Origin of the sequence: Dickeya sp. Secpp 1600, from assembly GCF_003049805.1 — a bacterium.
Classification (GTDB): domain Bacteria; phylum Pseudomonadota; class Gammaproteobacteria; order Enterobacterales; family Enterobacteriaceae; genus Dickeya; species Dickeya fangzhongdai.
This window is the reverse complement of record NZ_CP023484.1, coordinates 1,628,121-1,652,670: the sequence shown is the minus strand read 5'-3', so window position 1 is coordinate 1,652,670 and position 24,550 is coordinate 1,628,121. Positions and strand designations below refer to the sequence as shown.

The window sequence follows — 24,550 nt, the reverse complement described above, 5'->3', positions numbered from 1 at the left end:
ATTTCAACCGAAGGACGCGAAGAACCTATCCCAATAGGCGTAATCGGCACAGCCGGTTTGGATGCGGGAAGCCGCGCAGTACGTGAGGATGTCGAGCACTGTCCGGATCCCAAATGGCAAGTAGCATTGCCTATTGCGATAGGTTCTGAACCACGGATTGGCGAACGAGAATTATCCGATGAAATTCAAATTATTGCGTTAGAAACTGACGCAGCACCCAATGCCAGCATTACGAGCAATTTCCTGTCCACAGCTCACTACCCGGCGGTTTTGTTCGGCCGGGTCGATGGGGACACATGAGCATGAGGTAGAGAACGCATGACAACTGAAAGCAAATGCCCATTCCATCACCAGAGTACGCCGGTTACCGCCAGCGGTAGCGGCACCGACAACCGGGACTGGTGGCCGAATCAACTGAATCTAAAAATTCTGCACCAGCACTCTTCCCTGTCCGACCCGCTGGATAAGGGCTTCAACTATACCGAGGCGTTTAACAGCCTCGACCTCGATGCGGTTAAAAAAGACCTTCATGCCCTGATGACCGACTCGCAGGACTGGTGGCCGGCGGACTTCGGTCACTACGGTCCGTTGTTTATCCGTATGGCCTGGCACAGCGCCGGCACCTACCGCACCGGCGACGGCCGCGGCGGCGCCGGTGCGGGTCAGCAGCGTTTCGCACCGCTCAACAGTTGGCCCGATAACGTCAACCTCGACAAAGCACGCCGCCTGCTGTGGCCGATCAAGCAAAAATACGGCCAGAAAATTTCGTGGGCCGACCTGATGATCCTCACCGGCAACGTGGCGCTGGAATCGATGGGATTCAAAACCTTCGGTTTTGCCGGCGGGCGTCCGGACGTGTGGGAACCGGAAGAAGATGTGTACTGGGGCTCGGAAACCACCTGGCTGGGCGGCGACAAGCGCTACTCCGGCGAGCGCAGTCTGGAAAACCCGCTGGCTGCGGTGCAAATGGGCCTGATTTACGTCAACCCGGAAGGCCCGAACGGCAACCCGGATCCGGTCGCCGCCGCGAAAGACATCCGCGAAACCTTCAGCCGCATGGCGATGAACGATGAAGAAACCGTGGCGCTGATCGCCGGCGGCCATACCTTCGGCAAAACCCACGGCGCGGGCGACGCCGCGCTGGTCGGCCCGGAACCGGAAGCGGCCAGCATTGAAGAACAAGGTCTGGGCTGGAAGAGCAAATTTGGCAGCGGCAAAGGCGGCGACACCATTTCCAGCGGCCTGGAAGTGACCTGGACGCAAACGCCGACCCAATGGAGCAACTACTTCTTCCAGAACCTGTTCGGCTACGAGTGGGAACTGACCAAAAGCCCGGCCGGCGCCCATCAGTGGCAACCGAAAGGCGGTGCGGGCGCCGGTGAAGTGCCGGACGCACATGACCCGTCCAAACGCCACGTGCCTACCATGCTGACCACCGACCTGTCGCTGCGTTTCGACCCGGCGTACGAAAAAATTTCCCGTCGTTTCTACGAGAACCCGGAACAGTTTGCCGACGCGTTCGCCCGCGCCTGGTTCAAACTGACGCACCGCGACATGGGGCCGCGCGCCCGCTATCTCGGCCCGGATGTTCCGGCCGAAGAGCTGATCTGGCAGGACCCGATCCCGGCGGTTAATCACACCCTGATAAGCGAGCAGGATATCGCCACCCTGAAAGCCGGGGTGCTGGCTTCCGGTCTGAGCGTTTCCCAGTTGGTGTCGACCGCCTGGGCCTCGGCGTCCACCTTCCGTGGCTCCGACAAACGCGGCGGCGCCAACGGCGCGCGCATTCGCCTCGCGCCCCAGAAAGACTGGGCGGTCAACCAGCCGGACCAGTTGGCGAAAGTCCTGAGCACGCTGGAAAACATCCAGAACGAGTTCAACCGCGCCCAGTCCGACAACAAGCAAGTGTCGCTGGCCGACCTGATCGTGCTGGCCGGCGCCGTCGGGGTGGAACAAGCCGCGAAAGCCGCCGGTCATGCGGTCACCGTGCCTTTCACTCCGGGGCGGATGGATGCGTCGCAGGAACAAACCGACGTCGAGTCTTTCGCGGTGCTGGAACCGATCGCCGACGGCTTCCGCAACTACCTGAAAGGCCATTACAGCGTAGCGGCAGAAGCGCTGCTGGTGGATAAGGCGCAGTTGCTGACGCTGAGCGCGCCGGAAATGACGGTGCTGGTAGGCGGTCTGCGCGTACTGGGCGCCAATGTCGGCCAGGCATCGCACGGCGTATTCACCACTCAGCCCGGCGCGCTGACCAATGACTTCTTCGTGAACCTGCTGGACATGGGCACGACGTGGAAAGCGGCGGCAGGAACGGAAGGCGTGTTTGAAGGGCGCGATCGCGTTAGCGGCGACCTGAAGTGGACCGGCACCCGCGTCGATCTGATCTTCGGTTCCCACTCGCAACTGCGCGCGCTGGCCGAGGTCTACGGCAGCACCGACGCGCAGGCGAAGTTTGTACACGACTTCGTCGCCGCCTGGACCAAAGTGATGAACCTAGACCGTTTCGATCTGGCGTAATCATCACCCCGCCCCGGCGTTTTCCGCGCCGGGGCACACCAGACGACTATGTCTTAATAGCTAATATGACTTAACGGGCTGACGGCCATGCCGCCAGCCCGTTTGTTACGCCGGTCATAAGGTAAAACCGCGGGCCACGCCGTGAAAGGTTTCTGCGCCCGGGGTTAACGTATCGCGCCCCACAAATTGTCCAGACGCGCCAGCGGCCGCCTGATTTTCCGGCACAAATCCAGATAGCTGTATGCCAGCTTGATCTGGTGCTCGTCGCTGAAATCCTCCGCCCACACCGCCGCATCCGCCACGGAAAAAGGTTTGGGCTGCGCGCACCGGAGCGCCGTATCCGGCAACCGGTCATTCAGCGCCAGCTGCACAGCCAGTTGCGAGGCGGCCTGTGTCGCCAGTTCGTCATACCCCAGCGCACTGAGCAGATAAATGGCGTGCGCATGGGTGATACCGTGAATTTTCTCGCCGGTCAGAAAATACCCGTCGGCATCGTGATAGACCTGATGGGTGCTGCGCTTCACCGCCAGCACGCACAGCGCCTCGATATCCATCCCGACAGGCTCCGGCAGCCGAAACGTGCGGTAATCGGCGATCCCGGCGTAACGATCCCACTTGTCGCTGGCGCAGTTATCGATCAGCCGGGCGATATTCGCCACCGCATTCTTCGTCACCGCCACCGACGTGCGCTGCAACGTATCCAGCAGCAGCGCGCCGTAAATTACGCCGTGACCGGAGCGGCTGAGTTGCCGGGTGTTGCGCGCGATCGCGTTCAGGATCAGGCTATAGTCCGTGGCGACATCGCTGGCTGGCAACGGCGCCAGCAGCGCACGGTATTTTTGCTGCTGGCGTTCCAGCCGGGTTCTCAGGCTGTCAGCCGCCGCCGGCGGCAACAGGCCGCTCTCCAGCAAGGCGGCGCCAGCCAGAAACGACGCGCCGACATGCCCCTGAAACCAGCCCTGACCGTCCTGTTCCACCACGTTGGCTAATGCCGTTACTCCGCTTTCAATAAACATCGTCATTCCCTCACTCCATGCGGCAGGCATGTACCCCCAACATAATGTAACCGATTGATAGCGGCCGTCAGCGAGAAACCGCCTATAATTCACGATTCACGATTCACGATTCACGATTCACGATTCACGATTCACGCGTCGCACGACAGCCGGGTTATTCCGGCAGCGCCGACACCGTACTCCATTTTACCGAACTGATATTTTTTTCCAGACTGATGCGGCAAACGATAGCTTCAATATCTTTCTGCGACGAGGTTCTGGCGATAATTTCCGCGCTGACCTCCATTAAATTCTTATCCATATCCGAACTGCGTAATGAATGCAGATGCAGCGATACCAGATTAATCGCCTGTAATATCAGCGCACGGATAATAATTTCATCCTGCGAACCACAAATCGCTTCGACCCGATACCGGGTTTCCCGATCGGCTTCCGGCGGTTGTGGATGCTGATTCATGCGCTGAGCAAACTCACGCAATAATATATTGGCGCACAGAATAATCATGACTGCAATTACCGCCTCCCAATACAAACTTAATCCGCATAACAAACCAATCGCCGCCGAACACCATAATGTCGCCGCGGTATTCAGCCCCCGCACATTCATGCCGTCGCGCATAATCACGCCCGCGCCCAGAAAACCGATGCCGGAGACAACCTGGGCGGCAATCCGCCCGGCGCTCACCGGCTCAAACGACAGAGAGCAGAGAATAAAAGCGGCAGCGCCGGTGGCGACCAGCGCATTGGTGCGCAACCCCGCCATCCGCTGACGCCACTGACGTTCGGCGCCGATAATAGCGCCCAGCGCCATCGCCAACAGTAAGTTCAATGCGAAAATAGTCAGGTTCATGTTTATTCCCCCTGAAATTAAAATGCCACTAATGTTATTCGCCAAATCCGTTAATTCCCTGCGGATTCATGAAAAATTCATTAGAAATACAAACAAACATCATCAAAACCGTTCCAGCTGAATATCATTAAGGTAATGCTTAGCGAAAACCGCCATAAAACAAAACCATTCATAGCGATAAATCAGCCGGGAATAAGACTAAAAGCCATCCACTGCTATTTCAATTATGCAATCGTCTCACTGGAATATACTTTGGTATAGATGGCCTATACTTTTTAATCATGGACGCACCTTAGCGCTTATTATATTTTTCGCCATCATTCATCAGCGAATAAAACCGACCGATTGTTGTATTGCGACAGCGTATTGTAATGACCGTGCATTATTTCGGAAACATGACACGACGTCTGTCGCAAGACATTTTTCCGGCTAATGCCTGACATTACCGCGAGGAAAATCATGCATCATCCACTTCAGAGCATTATGACTGACCAGGCCGCGCGCCCTATCCGGCGGCATGCCGCGCCGTCCTATCGGGCGGACATGCTGTTTTTCACCCTGCTGGCGCTGGTGGCCGCACTGGTGGTGTACGGCATGGAACAAATGAGCCTGCCGCTCTCCATTCTGGATGCCAGCCCGGTCAGGCTCGATATCGCCCTGCTGCCCGAATACGCGCTACGCACCACCCTACGCATGTTCGTGGCGCTGGGGGTGTCGTTGCTGTTCACGCTGGTCATCGCCACGCTGGCCGCCAAGAGCCGCAAGGCCGAGATGGTGATCATCCCGGCGCTGGATATCCTGCAATCGGTGCCGGTGCTGGGGTTTCTGACCTTCACCGTCACCTTTTTCATGGGGCTGTTTCCCGGCCGCCAGCTAGGGGTGGAGTGCGCCGCCATCTTCGCCATTTTCACCAGTCAGGCCTGGAATATGGCGTTCAGTTTTTTCCAGTCGCTGCGCACCCTGCCCGGCGATCTGAGCGAGGTCAGCCAGCAATTCGGTTTCTCGCCCTGGCGGCGGTTTATCCGGCTGGAGTTGCCGTTCGCCACCCCCGGTCTGGTGTGGAACATGATGATGTCGATGTCCGGCGGCTGGTTCTTCGTGGTGGCGTCGGAAGCGATCACCGTCGGCAACACCACCGTCAGCCTGCCGGGGATCGGCTCCTGGCTGGCGCTGGCGATCGCACAGGAAAACCTGACCGCCATCGCCTGGGCGGTCGTCGCCATGACCGTGGTGATTGTGCTTTACGATCAATTGCTGTTCCGGCCGGTGGTGGCCTGGGCGGATAAGTTCCGTTTTGAGCAGACCGCCTCGCAAAAAAGACCGCGTTCCTGGGTCTACGACCTGATCCGCCGCACCCACATTTCAACGGCGATCGCCAGAGTAGTTAGCTGGCCGTTGCACGCGCTGGTGGCGTTGCGCTGGCCGCCGATGCCACGGTTTTTACGCCACACGCCCGGCCCCCGTTACAGCAAGATCACCGACCGGCTGTGGCTGGCGCTGGTGGTTATCGGCGTGCTGGCGGGCGTGGTGCAGTTGGTGCAATACATCGGCGCGTCGCTCGGCATGGCGGACGTCATCGCAGTGTTCGGCATGGGGCTGGCGACGCTGGCGCGGGTGGTGGTGCTGATCGCGCTGGCCAGCGTCATCTGGCTGCCGATCGGCGTGTGGATCGGTCTGCAGCCCAGCGTCGCCGAACGCCTGCAGCCGCTGGCGCAGTTTCTGGCCGCCTTTCCGGCCAACGTGCTGTTTCCATTCGCGGTCATCATTATTGCCGGCTTCAACCTCAATCCGGATATCTGGCTGTCGCCGCTGATGGTGCTGGGCACCCAGTGGTACATCCTGTTCAACGTGATCGCCGGCGCCGCCGCCCTGCCGACCGACCTGCTGGAAGCCGCGCGCATTTACGGTATCCGGCGCTGGCAGTGGTGGCGTCAGGTGGCGCTGCCCGGCATTTTTCCCTACTACGTGACGGGCGCGCTCACCGCTTCCGGCGGTTCCTGGAACGCCAGCATCGTGTCCGAATCCATTTCCTGGGGGAAACAGCATCTGGAAGCGACCGGCCTTGGCGCTTACATCGCCAACGCGACCACCGCGGCCGACTTTCCCCGGGTCGCGCTGGGCATCGCGGTGATGTCGGTATTTGTGATCGCTTTTAACCGCCTGCTGTGGCGCCCCCTGTACCAATTTGCCGAACGCCGTCTGCGTCTCGGGTAAGGAGAACCTCATGACTGCCCATCAACAACACTGCCTGGTGAAGGTGCAACACGTCCGGCATCTGTATGGCAAACCCGGGAGCGCCGAGCGGCTGGTGCTGGACGACGTCAACCTGACGTTGGACAACAACGAGATCGTCGGGCTGCTCGGCCGCTCCGGTTCCGGCAAGTCGACCCTGCTGCGTTCGATCGCCGGGCTGCTCACGCCGAGCGCCGGTCAGGTGGATTTTCCGCCGGGGCCGGACGGCAGGCCGACTACCGTCAGCATGGTGTTCCAGAGTTTCGCCCTGTTTCCCTGGCTGACGGTGCAGCAAAACGTCGAAGTCGGGCTGGAAGCGCAGAACGTACCGGTGGAGCAGCGCCGTAAACGGGCGCTGGCGGCCATCGACCTGATCGGCCTCGACGGGTTTGAAAACGCCTATCCCAAGGAGTTATCCGGCGGGATGCGTCAGCGCGTCGGGCTGGCGCGCGCGCTGGTGGTGGACCCGGACATCCTGCTGATGGACGAGCCGTTTTCCGCGCTGGACGTGCTGACCGCCGAAACCCTGCGCACCGACCTGCTGGACCTGTGGGGCGAAGGCAGAATGCCGATCAAGTCCATCCTGATGGTGACGCACAATATCGAAGAAGCGGTGCTGATGTGCGATCGCATCATCCTGTTTTCCATCAACCCCGGCCGGGTGGCCTATGAAATCCGCGTCGACCTGCCGCAGCCGCGCAACCGCCAGGACCCGGCGTTTCGCGCGCTGGTTGAAGACATTTACGTTAAAATGACTTCAGATAACGGCGCAGGCGCCGCACGACAGGGGATTTTCCCCGGCGCCGGGCTGGGCATGGTGCTGCCGCTGGTGTCCACCAACTCGCTGGCCGGACTGATCGAGGCGGTGCACGCTGCGCCGTATAACGGCAAGGCCGACCTGCCCGAGCTGGCGAATGCGTTGCAGTACACCGCCGATGAACTGTTCCCGGTGGCGGAGATCCTGCAATTGCTGCGGTTCGCCGAGCTGCAGGGCGGCGACATCCGGCTGCTGCCCGCCGCCGGCCGCTACGCCGACGCCAGCGTGGACGAACGCAAGCAGCTGTTCGCCCAGCATTTGCTCAATTACGTGCCGCTGGTCGCGCACATCCGACGGGTGCTGGACGAACGTTCGTCGCGCACCGCCCCAGCCCGCCGCTTTCGCGACGAACTGGAGGATTTCATGTCGGAAATCGACGCGGCGCGAACCCTGAATTCGGTCACGCAATGGGGACGTTACGCGGAACTGTTCGCCTATGACGAAACCCACGACCAGTTCAGTCTGGAAAACCCGTCGTAATCACGCGCCGCCGGCGGTGGGATCGACACAGAAAAGGGTCCTTGACGATGAGTGAGAAAACGCGCGTCGGCCACGCTGCCGCAACGCTGCGGGTGATTCCGCTGGTGCTGATGGCGGTGGGTATCGCGGTGGTGGATACCCTCACCAAGCTGGAGATCGCGGTGGGGGTGTTTCAGATCGCCATCGTACTGCTGGCGGTGCGCGTTCTGACCCCGCGCGGCGTTACCGCCATCGCGGTGCTGTGCATCGTGCTGACGCTGCTTAGTTATAAGCTCAGCAAGCCCGACGGCAGCGAATCCAGCCTGATCAACTGCGGCATCAGCCTGCTGGCGATCACGCTGTCGACCTATCTGGCGTTGAAAATGTCGGCCGCCATCAACGCGTTTCATGAAGCACGCGCCCAGTTGGCGCAGATCTCCCGCGTTAATCTGATGGGCGAACTGACCGCGTCGATCGCCCATGAGGTTAACCAGCCGCTGGCCTCCATCGTCACCAGCGGCAACGCCTGCCTGCGCTGGCTCAACGCCACGCCGGCCAACCAGGCGCGCGCGGAACTGGCGGTACAGCGCATCATCAACGACGCCAACCGCGCCAGCGAAATTATCGCCCGCATCCGCGGATTCGCCAGCCGCACGCCCCCGCACAAGGCCTGGCTGAACATCACCGATACCATCGACGAAATGCTGCTGTTGATTCGCACCGAACTGATACAGCAGCGTATTTTGTTTAGCTTCAACGTGACGGAAGGGCTGCCGCCCATTCTGGCGGACAAGATCCAGATTCAGCAGGTGCTGATGAACCTGATCCTGAATGCGGTGGATGCCATCGACGCCGCCAATACCGAACAACGCGCGCTCTCGGTCACCGTGGACCGCGATAACAGCGGTGATATCCGCTTTGCGGTCTGCGATCATGGCGTCGGGTTCAAACCGGAAGAAAGCGAGCGGCTGTTCGACACCTTTTTCACCACCAAATCGACCGGCATGGGCATGGGCCTGACCATCAGCCGATCAATCATCGAAACCCACGGCGGCCGGATCTGGGCCAGCGCCAATACCGACGGCGGCGCCACCTTCTACTTCACCCTGCCGGGGACGGAAAAAAAGCACCATGAACAACACCATTCTGAATGAACACGCGCCGATCGTGTATATCGTCGATGATGACGCATCGGTGCGGGCCGCGTTGGAAGACCTGCTGGCATCGGTCGGGCTGGAGAGCCATGCGTTCGAGTCGCCGCAACAGTTTATCAGCGCGCCCCGCCCTGACCGGCCGGGCTGCCTGATTCTGGATGTACGGATGCCGGGCATGAGCGGGCTGGATTTTCAGGATGACATGCACCGCCACGGCATCACGCTGCCGGTGATTTTTATTACCGCCCACGGCGACATTCCGATGTCGGTGCGCGCCATGAAAGCGGGCGCGCTGGAATTTCTGACCAAACCGTTTCGCGAGCAGGACCTGCTCGACGCCATCCAGAAAGGGCTGGAGCGGGATGGCGAACAACGCCGTCAGGCCGATATTCAGGCCAGACTACAGGCGTGCCACGACAGCCTGACCGCCGGCGAACAGCAGGTGCTGGAACAGGTGGTGACCGGGCAGTTGAACAAGCAAATCGCCGCGCAACTGGGCGTCAGCGAGGTGACGGTGAAAGTGCGGCGTGCGGCGGTAATGCGCAAAATGAACGCCGACTCGCTGGCCGAGCTGGTGCGGCTGTACGATGCGCTGAAGAAGAACGCACAGGGGTGATTTGGCTTTATTGCTTATCTGTCTTTATTTCGATAAACATCGTCCTGATTTGACAATACCAGCCACAGCGGAAGGCGCGATAATCAACGCCGTTATCCATTCACCTTCATCCGCTGGCAGACAATTTCATGCGTACGTTCATTACCCGCTTCTGGCACCAGGCCCGGGCGTTTTTACTGATTTATGCCTGTTTATACCTTGGTATCGGCGTGTCCGCCGTGTTGCCCATCACCTTGCCGGGCAGCATCATCGGCATGCTGATCCTGTTTCTGTTGTTGTCGTTGCAGATTATCCCGGCGCAGTGGGTCAAACCAGGGTGCCATGTGCTGATCCGCTATATGGCGCTGTTGTTCGTGCCGATTGGCGTCGGCGTGATGCAGTATTTCGACCTGCTGCGCGCCCAGTTCGCGCCGGTAATCATTTCCTGCGCCGCCAGTACGCTGGTGGTGCTGATCACCGTAAGCAGTTGCTCGCATCTGATCCACGGGCGTAAACCGGCTCGCCATCAGGCCGATGCGGAAAAAGGAGCCGACCATGCTGCATGATATCGTCTGGTCGCTGCCGCTGACGCTGCTGGTGTTCTTTCTGGCGCGCCGCCTGTCCATGCGACTGAATACGCCGTTGTTAAACCCGTTGCTGGTTTCTATGGTGGTGCTGATCGCGTTTCTGCTGGTCAGCCACATCCCTTACGAACGCTATTTCCGGGGCAGTTCGGTGCTCAACAGCCTGCTGCAACCGGCGGTGGTGGCGCTGGCGTTTCCGCTGTACGAACAACTGCACCAGATTCGCATGCGCTGGAAGTCGATCATCACCGTTTGCTTTCTCGGTAGCGTAGTGGCGATGGTCACCGGTACCTGGATTGCGCTGCGGCTGGGCGCGACGCCGGCGATTGCCGCCTCGATCCTGCCCAAATCGGTCACCACGCCGATCGCGATGGCGGTGGGCGGCAGCATCGGCGGCATCCCGGCCGTCAGCGCGGTGTGCGTGATCTTTGTCGGCATCCTCGGCGCGGTGTTCGGGCACACGCTGCTCAATGCGATGCGGATTCACACCAAAGCATCGCGCGGGCTGGCGATGGGCACCGCCTCGCACGCGCTCGGCACCGCCCGCTGCGCCGAACTGGATTATGAAGAAGGCGCGTTCAGTTCGCTGGCGCTGGTGATCTGCGGCATTATCACCTCGCTCATGGCGCCGTTGCTGTTTCCGCTGTTGGTCGCCCTCGCGCGCTAATCCAGCAGGTGGGGCTGTTAACAAACAGCCATGTTGTCTTATGAACGGTGAATGTTGTCCGGTAAGTGAATAGTTTCGTGCGGGATAAACGGTGTCATTTCTCTGCCATTGCATCGCTCGCACGACAAGGAGAGGTTCAGACGCCACCTCTCCTTGACCACTGGCTGAGGGCTAAACTGTGCCGCTTCGCGGTCCCTTCGGCGTTCGCCTTCGCTGTTCGGGCCGCCCGTGACGCGTTCCCGACGCGACACGAGCTTTCGCGGCATCCATGCCGCTCACCCGGCGAAGTCGCACACCTCAGCACAGTTTTAACGCCGGAAAATCCCTTTATTTTAAACTCATAGGGTTTGTCAGCGGTCTGACCGCAGACCGAAAAAGCGGGAATTAATAGCGCGTCGGCGGCACGCCGAACATCTGACGGAATGCGAAGGTAAACGAGGCGGTGCTGGCATACCCCAGTTCCAGCGCCACCTGCGTCACGCTGCGGTTGTTCTTTAGCATCACCACCGACTCCAGCAGCCGCATGCGTTTCTTCCACTCGCTAAACGCCACCCCGGTTTCCTTTTTGAACCGGCGTGAAAAGGTGCGCACCGACATCCCGGTGCGCGCGGCCCATTCCTCAATGCCGTGAGCCGCATCCGGCGTCTGCTGAATATCGCGGCATACCCGCATCAACGTGGCCGAATACGGCCACGACAGCGAAAACCCGGCATCCGGCAGCTGTCGCAGCAACGTGGTCAGCACCCGCACCAGCCTGGCGTCATCGCCGTCGTGGTCGTACTGTTCCGGCACATGCCCGGTGGCGTAGTGGATAAACTCACGGATGAAATCGCTGACCAGCACCACCTTGCAGCCGCTGTGGTCGATAGCCACGTAATCCGGCTCGATATACAGACTTTCCAGCAGTACGTCGCTGCTCGCCAGAACGCGGTGCGGCACATGCGCCGGAATCCAGACGCCGTACAGCACCGGTACGATCAGCGTCTTGCCTTCAATCTCCACCCGCATTCCCCCTTCCCGCGCATAGAGAAATTCGACAAACGGGTGCTGATGCAGCGCCACTTCCGTCTCCTTCGCCAGCGGGTAGGTGCGAAAGTAGACCGGCCGCGGCAGCGTGAGCAATACCGGCGCGGGTTGCCCGGCCACCGGCAAACGGGGGGGAGAAACAAACGAACGGGACATGACAGACTGGCCTCTACTCGATGAAGTTTGTCTCAATAGGGTAACGCAGGCCAGCCCGATTTGCCCGATAATCAGCATCTATTCAGCAGGCGCCAGCTCATGACCTGATGAACAAATTCTCTGTGATTGTACGATTTTTCAAACCAGAAAATGGATTGAGGAATAACTCATGGAAGCGACATTATTTTTATGTCACGGCCGTTCGCCGTTTTCAGTCACGCATTGTCCGTCTTTTGATGGAATACGTCATTTTGCCGACAGCAGCACGATGTCATCCGAAACAACAGTACCTCAGTAGTCATTAGCATTAGCGATAACCAATTGAATTTACTGTTAAGGGAGACATCATGAGTAATGTATGCATCGTTGATGATATCAGCGAGAAAAATGATTGGCGGCGTATTGCGCAGGAATTATTGAATCAGGCCGGCATTACCATTAACGGCGCCGAACCCTGGGATATTCAGGTTAACGATTCACGCTTTTTCAAACGAGTATTACAGCAGGGTTCTCTTGGTCTGGGCGAAAGTTACATGGAAGGCTGGTGGGACTGTCCGCGGCTCGATATGTTCTTTCACCGCATACTCACCGCCCGGCTGGATGAACAACGCCCGTCACGCTGGCGCGATCTGATGCGCATCGCACTGGCACGGTTGGTCAACCTGCAATCCCGCAAACGCGCCTGGCAGGTCGGCAAAGTGCACTACGACCTCGGCAACGACCTGTTCAGCCACATGCTCGACCCCTACATGCAATATTCATGCGGCTACTGGAAACAGGCCGACACGCTTGGCGACGCCCAGCAGGACAAACTGGCGCTGATTTGCGAAAAACTACAGCTCAAACCAGGCATGACGCTGCTGGATATCGGCTGCGGCTGGGGCGGACTGGCGGTGTACGCCGCCCAGCATTACGGCGTAACCGTACATGGCGTCACCATCTCCGCGGAGCAGAAAGCCTTTGTGGAAGCGCGCTGTTGCGGGCTGGATATCCATATTCTGTTGCAGGATTACCGCGATCTGCGCCAGCAGTACGACCGCATTGTCTCCGTCGGCATGTTTGAGCATGTGGGGCCGAAAAATTACGCTACCTATTTTGAGGTGGCGGATAGGTGCCTGAAGCCGGACGGCCTGTTCCTGTTGCATACCATTGGCTCGAATAAAACCGCTCATAACGTTGACCCGTGGATTAATAAATACATTTTTCCCAACGGCTGCCTGCCATCCATTAAACAGATTGCCAACACCAGCGAACCCTATTTTGTGATGGAAGACTGGCACAACTTCGGCGCCGATTACGATAAAACCCTGATGGCCTGGCTGGCTCGTTTTACCGAAGCCTGGCCGCAACTGGCTGCCGATTATTCGCCCGCATTCCGGCGTATGTTTAGTTATTACCTGACCGCCTGCGCCGGCGCTTTTCGGGCCAGAAACATTCAGCTATGGCAAGTCCTCTTTAGCCGGGGCGTCACACACGGGTTGTGCGTACCGCGCTGAGTGTTCAGGCCGTAGGTGCGGGCCAGTGAACTCATGACGATAAGCACCATACTTATTTTTAAACCGCTTGTTTAAACCGATACGTCGTTAACCCATACAAACTGGAAGCTAAAACAACATGAACGTTAATTTCTTTGTCACCTGCATCGGCGATGCGCTCAAATCGCGCATGGCGCGTGACAGCGTGCTGCTGCTGGAACAGCTCGGCTGTCGCGTTAACTTTCCCGAGCGGCAAGGCTGCTGCGGGCAGCCTGCCATCAACAGCGGGTATATCCGTGACGCGCTGCCGGGCATGAAAACGCTGATTGCCACGCTGGAAGAGAACGATGACCCGATTATTTCGCCCGCCGGGTCCTGCACCAACGCCATCCGCCATTATGCCGACTGGCTGACTGAAGAGCCGGAGTGGGCCCGCCGCGCCGAACGGGTCGCCGGCCGGATGGTCGACCTCACCTCATTTATCGTCAACCGGCTCGGCGTCACCGATGTCGGCGCCCGCCTGCCGGGCAAGGCGGTCTATCACCCCTCCTGCAGCCTGTTTCGCAAAATGGGCGTGCGCGAAGAACCGCTGACGCTGCTGCGTCAGGTGCGCGGTCTGGAACTGCTGCCGTTTCATGCGCAGGAAACCTGCTGCGGCTTCGGCGGCACCTTTTCCGTCAAAATGGCGGAGATCTCCGGTGAAATGGTGAAAGAAAAGGTGGCGCACATCATGGAAGCCAAACCGGACTACCTGATCGGCGCCGATGTCAGTTGCCTTATCAATATCGGCGGACGGCTGCGGCGTGAAGGGCACGCCGTTCAGGTATTGCATATCGCCGAAGTGCTGATGAGCCGTTAAGGAGACGCCATGTACCTCAAAACCAGCAACCTGCCGTTTCGCGAGCGTATCCGTCAGCAGATCGACGACCCTATCATGCGTCAGGCGGTCGCCAACGCGCAGGAACGCATCGGCGCCAACCGCCAGAAAATGGTCGATGAACTGGGCCAGTGGGATGTCTGGCGCACGCGGGCGGCGCAGATTCGCGCCCACGTGCTCGATAATCTCGATGCCTACCTGTACCAGCTGTCGGAACAGGTGACCGCCAACGGCGGCAAGGTCTTTTTTGCCGCAACGCGCGAAGACGCCACCCGGTATATTCTGCAGGTGACGCAAGCCAAACAGGCCCGCAAAGTGGTGAAATCCAAGTCCATGGTGACCGAGGAAATCGGCATGAACGCCGTGCTGCAGGACGCCGGGATCGAGGTGGTGGAAACCGATCTGGGCGAGTACATCCTGCAACTGGACAAAGACGCGCCCTCCCACGTAGTGGTGCCCGCCATCCACAAGGATCGCCATCAAATTCAGCGCGTACTGCAACAGCGGCTGGGCTACGACGGCCCGGAAACGCCGGAAGCGATGACGCGCGTTATTCGCCAGAAAATCCGTGCAGACTTCCTCAGCGCCGAGGTAGGGATCACCGGCTGCAACTTCGCCGTAGCGGAAACCGGCACCGTCAGTCTGGTGAGCAACGAAGGCAACGCCCGGCTATGCACCACCCTGCCCCGCACCCACATCGCCGTCATGGGGATGGAGCGCATTGTGCCCACCTTTGACGAGCTGGACGTGATCCTCACCATGCTGGCGCGCAGCGCGGTCGGCGCCCGGCTGACCGGCTACAACACCTGGCTGACCGGCCCCAAAGGCAGCGGCGACGTTGACGGCCCGGAGGAGTTTCATCTGGTGATCGTCGACAACGGCCGCTCGCAGGTGCTGGGCTCGCCGTTCCACGACATTCTGCGTTGCATCCGCTGCGGCGCCTGCATCAACACCTGTCCCGCCTACCGCCATATCGGCGGCCACGGCTACGGCTCTATCTATCCCGGCCCGGTCGGCGCGGTGCTGTCGCCATTGCTGGGCGGGTATGAGGATTTCAAACACCTGCCTTACGCCTGCTCGCTGTGCACCGCCTGCGACGACGTCTGCCCGGTGCGTATTCCGCTGTCCTCGCTGATCCTGCAACACCGGCGCGTACTGGCGGAACAGGGCATGACGCCCGCCGCCGAGCGCCGCACCGTTCGGTTGTTCAACTACGCCAACCGCCATCCGGGGATGTGGAAAGTCGGCATGGTGGCGGGCGCGCACGCCGCGCGCTGGCTTATTCGCGACGGCAAGATGCCGTTTAACATCGGCGCCATCAGCGAATGGACCGCCGCCCGCGACCTGCCGGACGCCGACGGCGAAAGCTTCCGCAGTTGGTTCAAACAGCATCAGCGCCAGACCAAGGAGAAACGCTAATGGAAAACCGCGACGCCTTTCTATCGACCCTGGCCCGCCAGCTCGGCCGCGAGCCACGCCAAACGCCGCCGCCGTTGCCGCCGCTGGACAACGACCCGGCCCGCACCCGCCTGACCGAACTGACGCCGCAACAACGCTGCGACGCCTTTATCGACTACGCCGGCAACGTGATGCAGGCGCATTGTGAGCTGACCCCGCAGGCAGAGGTGGCGCAGGCCGCCGGGCGGCTGTGCCAGCGTTATGGCGGCGCGCCGGTGCTGGTCAGCGGCGACGCGCGTCTGGCGGAGCTGGGCGTAACCGACCACCTGCGGCAGCTGTATCAGGCGCAGTGTTGGGACCCGACGGCCGGCGAGGAAAATCTGCGGCTGGCGACGCAGGCCCGCATCGGCGTGGTGTACGCCGAGTACGGGCTGACCGAATCCGGCGGCGTAGTGTTATTCTCCACACCGCAACAAGGGCGCGCCATCAGCCTGCTGCCGGAGTCCACGCTGTTTATTGTGCGCAAAAGCTGCCTGCTGCCGCGCGTGGCGCAACTGGCGCAGCATCTGCGCCGGCGGGCGCAACAGGGCGAACCGCTACCGTCGTGCATCAACCTGATCGCCGGCCCCAGTTCTACCGCCGATATCGAACTGATCAAGGTAGTGGGGGTACACGGGCCGCTGAATGCGGCGTACCTGATTATTGAAGACTGCTGATAACCGCGCCGCGTGACTCATCAGGCTGACCGCGAAGGGGTATGCGAGATTCACCTCCCCATTATTGCCCCCTCTAACGAGGGGGCAAGGTCAGATTTACTCCAGCCCCAGCCGCGCGTTAAGCCGGTCGATCTGCTCACGCCATTGCGCCTGCAGCGCTGGTTTCTGGTGTTTTGCCTTACGCGCCAGATCCTCGGCCAGCCGGTTTTCCAACTCAACCAGTTGCGCCAGCAGCACGTCTGCCGCATCGCCATGCTCCGGCTGCGCCGCTAACGGTTGCGCCGAACGTACCGCCGCGTCTTCGGGCTGTGCGCCCAGACGCTGATAGACCTGATCCAGGTCGTGCCACTCGCTCAACTCGCCCTGCTCAACCAGCCAGAAACGGTTGCAACTTTGGCTAATCAGCGCCCGATCGTGCGTCACCAGCAGCACGCCGCCGCCAAAGGTTTGCAGCGTGTCGGCCAACGCTTCTTTGCCCTCCATGTCCAGATGGTTGGTCGGCTCGTCCAGCATCAGCAACCCGTAGCGCGCCAGCGACAGCCCGACGAACAGTAGCCGGGCGCGTTCGCCGCCGCTCAGGGTCGCGACCGTCTGCTGATGGCGCGACCACGGAAAGCCGGCGCTAATCAGCGCCATCTTGCGGTCCTGCGCCAGCGGAGCGAACGGCGCCAGCGCATCAAACAGCGTATCGTCGTCACGCAGTTGATGCAGCGTCTGGTCGTAATACCCCAGCCGAACGCGCGGGTGCAGGCGAATCGCCTCGTCCGTCGTCGGCTGCTGGTACTGCCGCCACAGCAGACGCAGCAACGATGACTTACCACAGCCGTTGCGGCCGATAATCGCCACCCGGTCGCCGCTTTTCACCCGCTGCAACGGCAGGGTAAACAGCGGCGGGCACGCCGCCGCCGGGCTCACCGCCAACGCCGTCATTTCCAGCAGGCGATCGGCGGCCAGCGCTTCGCCGTGTAGCGCCAGCCGCCACTGGCTGCCGGCGGTCAGCTCGGTCTGCTCATCCTTCAGCCGTTCGATGTGCTTTTCCATCTGCTTGGCTTTGCGCGCCAGATCTTCGTTATCGTAGACCTTGCCCCAGATGGCCAGCCGTTTGGCGCTGGCGGTAACACGGTCGATTTCCTTCTGTTCCGCTTTGTGGCGCAACGCATCGCTGCGATCGCGCTCCGTCAGCGCTGCCCGGGCGGCGCTACAGGGCAGCGCAAAGTAATGCAACTGCCGGTCGCGCAGGATATAGCTGCCGTTAGTGACGTTATCCAGCAGTTGGCTGTCGTGGGAAACCAGCACAAAGCTGCCGCTCCAATGTTGCAGGAACTGCTCCAGCCACAGCAGCGTCGGCAAATCCAGATGGTTGCTCGGCTCGTCCAGCAATAGCAGGTCCGGCGAGGTGATCAATGCCCGCGCCAGCAGCAGCCGGGTGTGCTGGCCGCCGCTCAGGGTGCCGGCGCAAAGCAGCCAGTCCCGTTCGCCGAATCCCATCTCCGCCAGCAAGGCTTCGGCCCGCCAGCGATCGCTGGCGCGTTCAGCCTCGGGCAGACGGGCCAGCACCGCCTCCAGCATCGTCAGCGGATGCAACGCCGCCGGCAGATGCTGCTCAACGCGCGCCAACAGGCAATGATGGGCTTGCGTTACGCTACCGCGAACCGGCGTCAACGTGCCGTCCAGCAGTTTTAGCAGCGTGCTTTTGCCGCAGCCGTTATGGCCGATAAGACCGAGACGGTCGCCTTTGTTCAGGGTAAAAGAAACGTCGTTCAGCAGAGTGCCGAAAGGAGTATCCACGCTCAGGGCGTGTACTGTCAGTAAAGTGCTCATTGCTTACTCAAGAGTTATAGGCATAAAAATGCCTCGTCAACACATCGCTGACGATAACCCGGTAAGCCCGAGGGAAGGAGAAATGCGGTTTGCTTCGCTCAAGCCACCGTTATCGCAGCACGATATCGATAACGCTTGAGCAGCGGCGATCGCCAAAAGGATGTGAAGTGTTAAACATTTCACAGCGCAGCATGATGGTCCTCCTTATGTTTATCCGTAGGTTAATCGATGACCGGATTGTAGCGGCAACGGGCGGCCTTCGCCACCCGTCAGACGCCGTTCCCGCACGTTATTTCGTCACCAGCATCACCAGCGCCACGCCCACCAGCACCAGACAGAACGCCAGCCGCAATACCGCCACCGGCAACTTATGCGCCAGCGCCACGCCCCACGACACGCTCAGAATGCCGCCTACCGCCAGCGGGATGCCGGTCGCCCAGTCGACATTGCCGGCCTGGGTGTAAGACACCAACGCCGCCAGCGCGCCGGGCACCACCAGCGCCAGCGCGATGCCCTGCGCCTGCGTTTGAGTGAAACCGAACAGCGTCACCAGCGCCGGCACCACCACCAGCCCGCCGCCGACGGTGAAAATTCCGGACATAAAGCCGCTCGCCACGCCGAGCGCCGGCAGGTAGCGCTTGGACAATACCGAAGTCGGCGTACGGCTGCGCTGGCTGTTGATCCACTGCCAGATGTAATACGCCGCCAGCACCAGCAGGAAAATGGCGAACGCCTTTTGCAAATTATCCACCTGAATGGCCGAGGCGATATGCGCGGCGAGATAGGCCGACACCGTGGCGAAGGCGCACAGCATCAGCGTCATGCGGGTATCGATCTTATTGCGCTGCCGGTAGCGCAGAAAACCGATCAGCACGTTCGGGGTAATCATGATCAGCGCCGTTCCCTGCGCCAGGTGCTGGTTCATGCCAAACAGCATCCCCAGCACCGGAATGGCGATCAGCCCGCCGCCAATTCCCAGCATCCCGCCGCACACCCCAAGTCCCATCCCCAGAATCAAACACAACACCACATTAGTCATCAGCAAACTGGTCATAAACAGCAACTACATCCTGTTACATCGTTTTTAGAAATCATGAGTTGAATAAAACGCGTCTTCTATGATCAAACCACGTCATGGCGGAGATATTCCGCCATTTCGATCAGATTCAGGTCAGGGTCGCGCAGATAAACCGAGCGGATTTTCCCGGTCGCGCCGGTGCGCTCCACCGGCCCTTCGATAATCGGCCAGTTGCAGCGCTGCAAATGCGCCATCACCTGCTCCAGCGGCTCGCTGGCGATAAAACAGAGATCCAGCGCGCCGGGCGCCGGCACATGAGCGTGCGGCGCAAACTCCGCTCCGCTGACGTGGACATTGATTTTCTGCCGCCCGAAGCAAAACGCGATGCGGCCGTTGCCGAAGGTTTCCTGCCGCAGTTGCAGCACCTGAGTATAAAAATGCTGCGTCGCCGCCAGATCCACGCAGGTCAGCACAATATGGTCAATATGACTAATCAACAACGCGTTTCCTGTAATTGAGACAATATGATGACATCCTAGGCGCAGGCGACCCTTTTGATAATTCCTCAATCGTCAATCACCCTTTCCTGACAGGAAAGGGTCGCCGGTGTGTTACGCTGTGATGCCTGTGCTTTCGAGGACCGTCGCCTTCCCATGATCAATCCCGCGCATTTTGACCTGCAGTCATTACGCCTGTTTTTGCAGGTCGCCAAAATCGGCAGCCTGACCAAGACCGCCGAAGCCTTCCACATGACGCTGTCGGCCCTGAGCAAACGCATGGCGGAGCTGGAGCGCACCGTCGATTGCACGCTGTTCATCCGGATGCCGCGCGGTCTGGCGCTGACGGCGGCGGGAAAAGAGCTGGTGCACCACGCCCGTCAGGTGCTGAGCAGCGTGGAGCGCATGGCCGGCGAGATGCAGGATTACGCCGCCGGCGTGCGCGGGCATGTGCACATCTGGGCCAATACCTCGGCCATCATCGAATTTCTGCCGCAGGATCTGGCGCATTTCCTGCAGCGCCATCCGCTGGTGCGCATCAATCTGGAAGAAAAACTGAGCGAAACCGTAGTGACGGCGCTGCTCACCGGGCAGGCCGATCTCGGCATTTTCGCCGATAATGTGCCTTCCCCCGGCGTGGAAAAGATCCCGTACCGGGAAGACCAGTTAGTGGTGCTGGTGTCGCCCCGCCATCCGCTGGCCGAACACCGGGAAATCACCTTTGCCGACACCTTGCCGTACGATTTCGTCGGTCTTAACAACGGCAGTTCGCTGCTGAAACTGTTGCAGGACACCGCCGAAGAGCACGGAAAAATGCTGCGTCTGCGCATTCAGGTCAGCAGCTTTGACGGCGTGTGCCGCATGATCGAAGCCGGGCTGGGCATCAGCATCCTGCCCGAAGGCGCGATCCGTCCGGAAATCCTCGGCGTGGGGCTGCACGCGATCCGTCTGACCGATAGCTGGGCCACCCGCAAGCTGTGGCTGGGCATCAAGTCAGGCGCCACGCTGCAGCCCGAAGCCGCCAATTTGCTGGCGCACCTGCGCCAGCCGGTTTGATCCAAACCGGCGGTCAGTCGGCTGCCACGTCGGTATAAAAATCCGCGATCGCTCGCCACATCGCCACCGGGTTGGCGTACATCGGGAAATGGCCGCACTGGGGGATTTCCGCCAGCCGTACGCCGTGGCGCGCGATGTGGTCCAGATAAGACAGCGCCGTGGCCTGGCTGAAAGCCGGCGCGTCGCTGCCGTCAGACCGTCCCTGATGGCCCGTTAACCGATTGTCCGTTAATCGATTGTCCGTTAATCGATTGTCCACTAACCGATTGTTCACCGACCGATTGCCCACCGTTCGACGGTTCACCGATCGATTGCTCACCGAGCGGTTGTCCACTAATCGATGACCCACTGGTCGATGGCCCACTGGTCGATGGCCCACTAATCGATGGCCCGCCGGACGACAGTCCGCTGATGCGGCCGGCCGCCGGCCAGCGCAGCTCGAACAACGCGCCGCCGGATGGCGCGGGACGGCAGCTCGCCTGACCGCCGTGCGCCTGAGCAATCGCCTGCACCACCGCCAGCCCCAGCCCGCTGCCTTTGCTGTTGCCCGCGCGCGACTGTTCGCCGCGCTGGAACGCCTCAAAAATCTGTTCGGCTAACTGTGGGTCGATGCCGGGGCCGCCGTCTTCGACGCTCAGGAACGCCCGCCCGCCATCCACGCCCGCCCGGACGCATAACCGGCCGGGGTCGGCATGTTTCTGCGCATTCTCCAGCAACGCCAGCAGCGCCTGACGAATCCGCACCGGGTCGCACTGCACCATCTGGTCTTCCAACGCCAGCGACAGGGTAAATCCATCGCCCTGCAGCGCGGGTTCGAACGCGCTCACCACCGCCGTCACCTCGTCAGACAGGCGGGTTCGCGTCCAGCGAAGCTCCAGATGACCGCTTTCCGCCAGCCCCACCACCCGCAAATCCTCAATCAGCCGCCCCAGCCCTTCCACCTGCGTCAGCAAGTTGCGGAACAGCCCGATGTCAGGTTCGAACACGCCTTCGGTCAACCCCTGCAACCGGCCGCGCAAAATGGTGACCGGCGTGCGCAGTTCGTGCGCGATGGCCGCATTCCAGAACGCCCGCTCCTGCGCCATGCGCTCCAGCCGCTCCGCCATGGTATTAAAGTCACGCACCAGCAACGCCGCTTCGCCCAGCGAATAATCGTCGGTTTCAGCGCGCGCGTTCAGCTCGCCTTCGGCGATTTGGCGCAGGCTGTGCGCCACCGAATTCAACGGCACCAGAATGCGGCGCGCCAGCCGGATAGCCAGCACCACCGCGATAACCAGCGCCAGCAGCGTGGTGCCCACCATCCAGAACCATTCCATCGTCGTCGGCATCAACTGATCGTTCAGCGACAGACTTTCCGGCGAAATGGCCAGCATCAGCGAATAGAAGATGTAGGAACCAACCACCATCAGCAGGGTAACGGACAGCGCCAGCAGCGTCATGGAACGCACAATCTGGCGGCTCAGGCTGCCCATCGGCTTCATGTCGCCTCCCCCAGCCGGTAACCGACGCCGCGCACGCTGGACGGTACGCCGGTCAACCCCAGCCGCTCCAGTTTCTTACGCAATTTGCTGATGTGGCTGTCCACCGTACGCTCCAGCGAATCCCCTTCCGGCAGGCAGGAAACCAGCAGTTCCTCACGGCTAAAAACCCGGCGCGGCGCGCGCGCCATATGGGCGATCAGCCGGAATTCGGTCAGCGTCAGCTCCAGCGGCTGGGCGACGCCATTGAATTCCACCACCACCTCGTGGTTTTCCAGATCGATCTGAAAGATGCCGGTGCGCAGGAAGCGCTGCGGCTGACGCTCGGCGCGCAGGCCGGCGCGGCGCAGCACCGCCTGTACCCGCGCCACCACTTCGGCGGGGTTGAACGGCTTGACCACGTAATCGTCGGCGCCAATCCGCAAGCCCGTCAGCTTGTCGATATCCTGATCCAGCGCGGTCAGCATGATCACCGGGGTATCGCCGCGAAGACGAATCCCCGCCAGCACTTGCCAACCATCAACCTGCGGCATCTGCACATCCAGCAGCACCAGATCCGGTTTCATGGAGAGATGGAGCTCCAGCGCTTTGTGTCCATCCGCAGCATGGAGGGTGCGTAAACCACTGCGTGTCAGGTAAGCCCGGAGAATATCGGCGATTTCTGGCTCATCTTCGGCGATAAGCACCAATCCATGAGTATCGTCAGCCATCGGCATGGATTGTGTATGAACGGTCATCGGTCAGCTCATAATAAAAAAATGCAGGTCCTCCATCATATCTCCATCTTTCCCCAACGGAAACCGCACACAGCGGGCGCACACTCCCGCAGTCTGGCCTCCCTATGGCCGGTAAACAGGGATTACGAAGTGATATGAACACCAAGAAACCGTATCAATACCCGGCCGCCTGCATTTTGTCGGCCCTGCTTCTGGCAACGCCCGGTCAGGCGGAGCCGAACGGCAGAAACGCCCGTCTACCCGTTTCACTGAAACAACTGTGTCGCCACGGCGTGATACTGGCGCTGGTCGGCATGCTACTGACCGGCTGCGATCAAGCCGACGTAGCGGTCGAACCGCCGCCGGCGCAGGTCACCGTACTGACCGCCACGCCCGCGCCCATTACCCTGACCGACGATCTGCCCGGCAGGGTCGCCGCGGTGCGAACGGCGGAAATCCGCCCGCAGGTAGGCGGCATCATCCAACGCCGGTTGTTTGAACAGGGCGCCGAGATCCGCGCCGGACAGCCGCTGTTCCAGATTAACCCCGCGCCGTTCAAAGCCGACGTCGATACCGCCGGCGCGGCGCTGCAACGCGCCCAGTCGGTGCTGAACCGGGCGCAAATTCAGGTCACCCGTCTCAAGCCGCTGCTCAGCACCGGCGCCATCAGCCAACAGACCTACGACGATGCGATAGCCCAACGCGACCAGGCCGCCGCCGATGTGGCGCAGGCCCGCGCCACGCTGGCGCGCCGCCAATTGGACCTGACCTTCGCCACCGTCGAGTCCCCGATTGCCGGCCGCATCGATCAGGCGCTGATCACCGAAGGCGCGCTGGTCAGCACCAACGACAGCAATCCGCTGGCGCGGGTCCAGCAGATCGATCAGGTGTATGTCGATGTGCGGCAACCGGCCTCTTCGCTGGAGCGACTGCGGGAGATGCTGACCAGCCGCGACCGCGGCGGCGACGGCGTACCGGCGGTGATCCTGCGCAGCGACGGCCAGCCCTACCCGATGTCGGCGCGCATTCTGTTTTCCGGCGTAAATGTGGACGCCGGCACCGGCGACGTGCTGCTGCGCATTCTGGTGGACAACCCGCAGCGGCAACTGCTGCCGGGCATGTTCGTCCGCGCCCGCGTCCCGCTCGGTCACCACGCCGACGCCCTGCTGGTGCCGCAACAGGCGGTAACGCGCAACGCCGGCGAGGCCAAAATCTGGGTCATTGATGAGCGGAACAAGGCGCATGCCGTCGCGGTCGAGCTGGGCGAGTTGGTCAACCGGCAGTATCGCATCCGCGCCGGACTCAGCGCCGGCCAACAGGTGGTGATCGAAGGCGGGGAAAGACTGAGCGACGGCGCCTGGGTGACGACCCAGCACTGGAAAAAGGTGCCGTCCGCCACTGATGTGGCGTCACGCTAACCGC

Annotated in this window: 22 protein-coding genes; 13 read left to right on the top strand and 9 right to left on the bottom strand. The window is 60.8% G+C overall.

Annotated elements, in window-relative coordinates; all coding sequences use genetic code 11:
- The first annotated feature begins 318 nt into the window (after positions 1–318).
- Complete coding sequence (katG, locus tag CPA59_RS07385) at positions 319–2,520, top strand: catalase/peroxidase HPI (protein WP_107758977.1); 2,202 nt, start codon at positions 319–321, stop codon at positions 2,518–2,520.
- 164 nt (positions 2,521–2,684) lie between these two features.
- Here katG and CPA59_RS07380 read toward each other — a convergent pair whose 3' ends face one another.
- Together CPA59_RS07380 and CPA59_RS07375 are read right to left on the bottom strand one after the other, a co-directional pair.
- Positions 2,685–3,542, bottom strand: a complete 858-nt coding sequence (locus CPA59_RS07380) for a hypothetical protein (protein ID WP_174213732.1) — start codon at positions 3,540–3,542, stop codon at positions 2,685–2,687.
- Positions 3,543–3,690: 148 nt separating this feature from the next.
- Positions 3,691–4,386, bottom strand: a complete 696-nt coding sequence (locus tag CPA59_RS07375; protein ID WP_038918453.1) for an MgtC family protein — start codon at positions 4,384–4,386, stop codon at positions 3,691–3,693.
- Positions 4,387–4,845: 459 nt separating this feature from the next.
- Between CPA59_RS07375 and CPA59_RS07370 the strand changes: the two genes are divergently transcribed.
- The 6 genes from CPA59_RS07370 to CPA59_RS07345 all read left to right on the top strand — a co-directional run bounded on the left by CPA59_RS07370 (position 4,846) and on the right by CPA59_RS07345 (position 10,894).
- Positions 4,846–6,600, top strand: a complete 1,755-nt coding sequence (locus CPA59_RS07370) for an ABC transporter permease subunit (protein WP_107758975.1) — start codon at positions 4,846–4,848, stop codon at positions 6,598–6,600.
- 10 nt (positions 6,601–6,610) lie between these two features.
- On the top strand, positions 6,611–7,915 hold the full coding sequence (locus CPA59_RS07365; RefSeq protein WP_107758974.1) for an AAA-associated domain-containing protein: 1,305 nt from the start codon (positions 6,611–6,613) through the stop codon (positions 7,913–7,915).
- Positions 7,916–7,962: 47 nt separating this feature from the next.
- Entirely contained in the window at positions 7,963–9,048 is a 1,086-nt protein-coding gene (locus tag CPA59_RS07360; protein WP_107758973.1) for a sensor histidine kinase, read from the top strand.
- Complete coding sequence (locus tag CPA59_RS07355; RefSeq protein ID WP_038918449.1) at positions 9,026–9,664, top strand: response regulator transcription factor; 639 nt, start codon at positions 9,026–9,028, stop codon at positions 9,662–9,664. The genes CPA59_RS07360 and CPA59_RS07355 overlap by 23 nt, the downstream gene beginning before the upstream one ends.
- Positions 9,665–9,792: 128 nt before the next feature.
- Positions 9,793–10,209 (top strand): CidA/LrgA family protein, encoded by a 417-nt coding sequence (locus CPA59_RS07350; RefSeq protein ID WP_038660347.1) that lies wholly within the window; start codon positions 9,793–9,795, stop codon positions 10,207–10,209.
- Entirely contained in the window at positions 10,199–10,894 is a 696-nt protein-coding gene (locus CPA59_RS07345; RefSeq protein WP_038660350.1) for a CidB/LrgB family autolysis modulator, read from the top strand. The genes CPA59_RS07350 and CPA59_RS07345 overlap by 11 nt, the downstream gene beginning before the upstream one ends.
- A gap of 384 nt (positions 10,895–11,278) precedes the next feature.
- On the opposite strand, the gene CPA59_RS07335 is transcribed toward CPA59_RS07345, so the two are convergent.
- Entirely contained in the window at positions 11,279–12,076 is a 798-nt protein-coding gene (locus CPA59_RS07335) for an AraC family transcriptional regulator (RefSeq protein ID WP_038918448.1), read from the bottom strand.
- Positions 12,077–12,423: 347 nt separating this feature from the next.
- Here CPA59_RS07335 and cfa point away from each other — a divergent pair, with 347 nt between their 5' ends.
- From cfa to CPA59_RS07315, 4 genes are all read left to right on the top strand, one after another.
- Entirely contained in the window at positions 12,424–13,572 is a 1,149-nt protein-coding gene (gene cfa / locus CPA59_RS07330) for a cyclopropane fatty acyl phospholipid synthase (RefSeq protein ID WP_038918447.1), read from the top strand.
- A gap of 118 nt (positions 13,573–13,690) precedes the next feature.
- On the top strand, positions 13,691–14,410 hold the full coding sequence (locus CPA59_RS07325) for a (Fe-S)-binding protein (protein WP_038918446.1): 720 nt from the start codon (positions 13,691–13,693) through the stop codon (positions 14,408–14,410).
- 9 nt (positions 14,411–14,419) lie between these two features.
- Positions 14,420–15,847 carry a LutB/LldF family L-lactate oxidation iron-sulfur protein gene (locus tag CPA59_RS07320; RefSeq protein ID WP_038918445.1) on the top strand — a complete coding sequence of 476 codons (1,428 nt, stop codon included), beginning with the start codon at positions 14,420–14,422 and terminating at the stop codon, positions 15,845–15,847.
- Positions 15,847–16,542, top strand: coding sequence for a lactate utilization protein C (locus tag CPA59_RS07315; RefSeq protein ID WP_038918443.1), 696 nt, complete (start codon positions 15,847–15,849; stop codon positions 16,540–16,542). The genes CPA59_RS07320 and CPA59_RS07315 overlap by 1 nt, the downstream gene beginning before the upstream one ends.
- A gap of 96 nt (positions 16,543–16,638) precedes the next feature.
- Here CPA59_RS07315 and CPA59_RS07310 read toward each other — a convergent pair whose 3' ends face one another.
- The 3 genes from CPA59_RS07310 to CPA59_RS07300 form a co-directional block, all read right to left on the bottom strand.
- Complete coding sequence (locus tag CPA59_RS07310; protein ID WP_107758972.1) at positions 16,639–18,363, bottom strand: ABC-F family ATP-binding cassette domain-containing protein; 1,725 nt, start codon at positions 18,361–18,363, stop codon at positions 16,639–16,641.
- A 289-nt stretch (positions 18,364–18,652) separates the two neighbouring features.
- Positions 18,653–19,417, bottom strand: a complete 765-nt coding sequence (locus tag CPA59_RS07305; RefSeq protein ID WP_038668700.1) for a sulfite exporter TauE/SafE family protein — start codon at positions 19,415–19,417, stop codon at positions 18,653–18,655.
- 68 nt (positions 19,418–19,485) lie between these two features.
- The gene (locus CPA59_RS07300) at positions 19,486–19,878 is read right to left on the bottom strand and encodes a VOC family protein (protein WP_049855028.1); all 393 of its coding nucleotides are present in this window, start codon (positions 19,876–19,878) and stop codon (positions 19,486–19,488) included.
- A gap of 156 nt (positions 19,879–20,034) precedes the next feature.
- On the opposite strand from CPA59_RS07300, the gene CPA59_RS07295 reads away from it, so the two are divergent.
- Entirely contained in the window at positions 20,035–20,934 is a 900-nt protein-coding gene (locus CPA59_RS07295; RefSeq protein WP_038660376.1) for a LysR family transcriptional regulator, read from the top strand.
- Positions 20,935–20,947: 13 nt separating this feature from the next.
- Here CPA59_RS07295 and CPA59_RS23015 read toward each other — a convergent pair whose 3' ends face one another.
- The 3 genes from CPA59_RS23015 to CPA59_RS07280 are packed head-to-tail and all read right to left on the bottom strand — an operon-like array spanning position 20,948 to position 23,149.
- Complete coding sequence (locus CPA59_RS23015; RefSeq protein ID WP_222844074.1) at positions 20,948–21,193, bottom strand: alpha/beta fold hydrolase; 246 nt, start codon at positions 21,191–21,193, stop codon at positions 20,948–20,950.
- The gene (locus CPA59_RS07285) at positions 21,126–22,415 is read right to left on the bottom strand and encodes an ATP-binding protein (RefSeq protein WP_255412272.1); all 1,290 of its coding nucleotides are present in this window, start codon (positions 22,413–22,415) and stop codon (positions 21,126–21,128) included. The genes CPA59_RS23015 and CPA59_RS07285 overlap by 68 nt, the downstream gene beginning before the upstream one ends.
- Positions 22,412–23,149 carry a response regulator gene (locus tag CPA59_RS07280; RefSeq protein ID WP_049842686.1) on the bottom strand — a complete coding sequence of 246 codons (738 nt, stop codon included), beginning with the start codon at positions 23,147–23,149 and terminating at the stop codon, positions 22,412–22,414. The genes CPA59_RS07285 and CPA59_RS07280 overlap by 4 nt, the downstream gene beginning before the upstream one ends.
- Before the next feature lie 134 nt (positions 23,150–23,283).
- On the opposite strand from CPA59_RS07280, the gene CPA59_RS07275 reads away from it, so the two are divergent.
- Entirely contained in the window at positions 23,284–24,546 is a 1,263-nt protein-coding gene (locus tag CPA59_RS07275) for an efflux RND transporter periplasmic adaptor subunit (protein ID WP_107758971.1), read from the top strand.
- Positions 24,547–24,550: the final 4 nt, after the last annotated feature.

Excerpts from the sequence above, each read along its gene's own strand:
- CPA59_RS07345 (WP_038660350.1), top strand. The coding sequence starts at position 10,199 with ATGCTGCATGATATCGTCTGGTCGCTGCCGCTGACGCTGCTGGTGTTC.
- CPA59_RS07360 (WP_107758973.1), top strand. The coding sequence starts at position 7,963 with ATGAGTGAGAAAACGCGCGTCGGCCACGCTGCCGCAACGCTGCGGGTG.
- CPA59_RS07375 (WP_038918453.1), bottom strand. The coding sequence starts at position 4,386 with ATGAACCTGACTATTTTCGCATTGAACTTACTGTTGGCGATGGCGCTG.
- CPA59_RS07305 (WP_038668700.1), bottom strand. The coding sequence starts at position 19,417 with ATGACCAGTTTGCTGATGACTAATGTGGTGTTGTGTTTGATTCTGGGG.
- CPA59_RS07365 (WP_107758974.1), top strand. The coding sequence starts at position 6,611 with ATGACTGCCCATCAACAACACTGCCTGGTGAAGGTGCAACACGTCCGG.
- CPA59_RS07380 (WP_174213732.1), bottom strand. The coding sequence starts at position 3,542 with ATGACGATGTTTATTGAAAGCGGAGTAACGGCATTAGCCAACGTGGTG.
- CPA59_RS07325 (WP_038918446.1), top strand. The coding sequence starts at position 13,691 with ATGAACGTTAATTTCTTTGTCACCTGCATCGGCGATGCGCTCAAATCG.
- CPA59_RS07320 (WP_038918445.1), top strand. The coding sequence starts at position 14,420 with ATGTACCTCAAAACCAGCAACCTGCCGTTTCGCGAGCGTATCCGTCAG.
- CPA59_RS07275 (WP_107758971.1), top strand. The coding sequence starts at position 23,284 with ATGAACACCAAGAAACCGTATCAATACCCGGCCGCCTGCATTTTGTCG.
- CPA59_RS07350 (WP_038660347.1), top strand. The coding sequence starts at position 9,793 with ATGCGTACGTTCATTACCCGCTTCTGGCACCAGGCCCGGGCGTTTTTA.
- CPA59_RS07370 (WP_107758975.1), top strand. The coding sequence starts at position 4,846 with ATGCATCATCCACTTCAGAGCATTATGACTGACCAGGCCGCGCGCCCT.
- CPA59_RS07315 (WP_038918443.1), top strand. The coding sequence starts at position 15,847 with ATGGAAAACCGCGACGCCTTTCTATCGACCCTGGCCCGCCAGCTCGGC.
- katG (WP_107758977.1), top strand. The coding sequence starts at position 319 with ATGACAACTGAAAGCAAATGCCCATTCCATCACCAGAGTACGCCGGTT.
- cfa (WP_038918447.1), top strand. The coding sequence starts at position 12,424 with ATGAGTAATGTATGCATCGTTGATGATATCAGCGAGAAAAATGATTGG.
- CPA59_RS07310 (WP_107758972.1), bottom strand. The coding sequence starts at position 18,363 with ATGAGCACTTTACTGACAGTACACGCCCTGAGCGTGGATACTCCTTTC.
- CPA59_RS07335 (WP_038918448.1), bottom strand. The coding sequence starts at position 12,076 with ATGTCCCGTTCGTTTGTTTCTCCCCCCCGTTTGCCGGTGGCCGGGCAA.
- CPA59_RS07355 (WP_038918449.1), top strand. The coding sequence starts at position 9,026 with ATGAACAACACCATTCTGAATGAACACGCGCCGATCGTGTATATCGTC.
- CPA59_RS07280 (WP_049842686.1), bottom strand. The coding sequence starts at position 23,149 with ATGACCGTTCATACACAATCCATGCCGATGGCTGACGATACTCATGGA.
- CPA59_RS07285 (WP_255412272.1), bottom strand. The coding sequence starts at position 22,415 with ATGAAGCCGATGGGCAGCCTGAGCCGCCAGATTGTGCGTTCCATGACG.
- CPA59_RS07295 (WP_038660376.1), top strand. The coding sequence starts at position 20,035 with ATGATCAATCCCGCGCATTTTGACCTGCAGTCATTACGCCTGTTTTTG.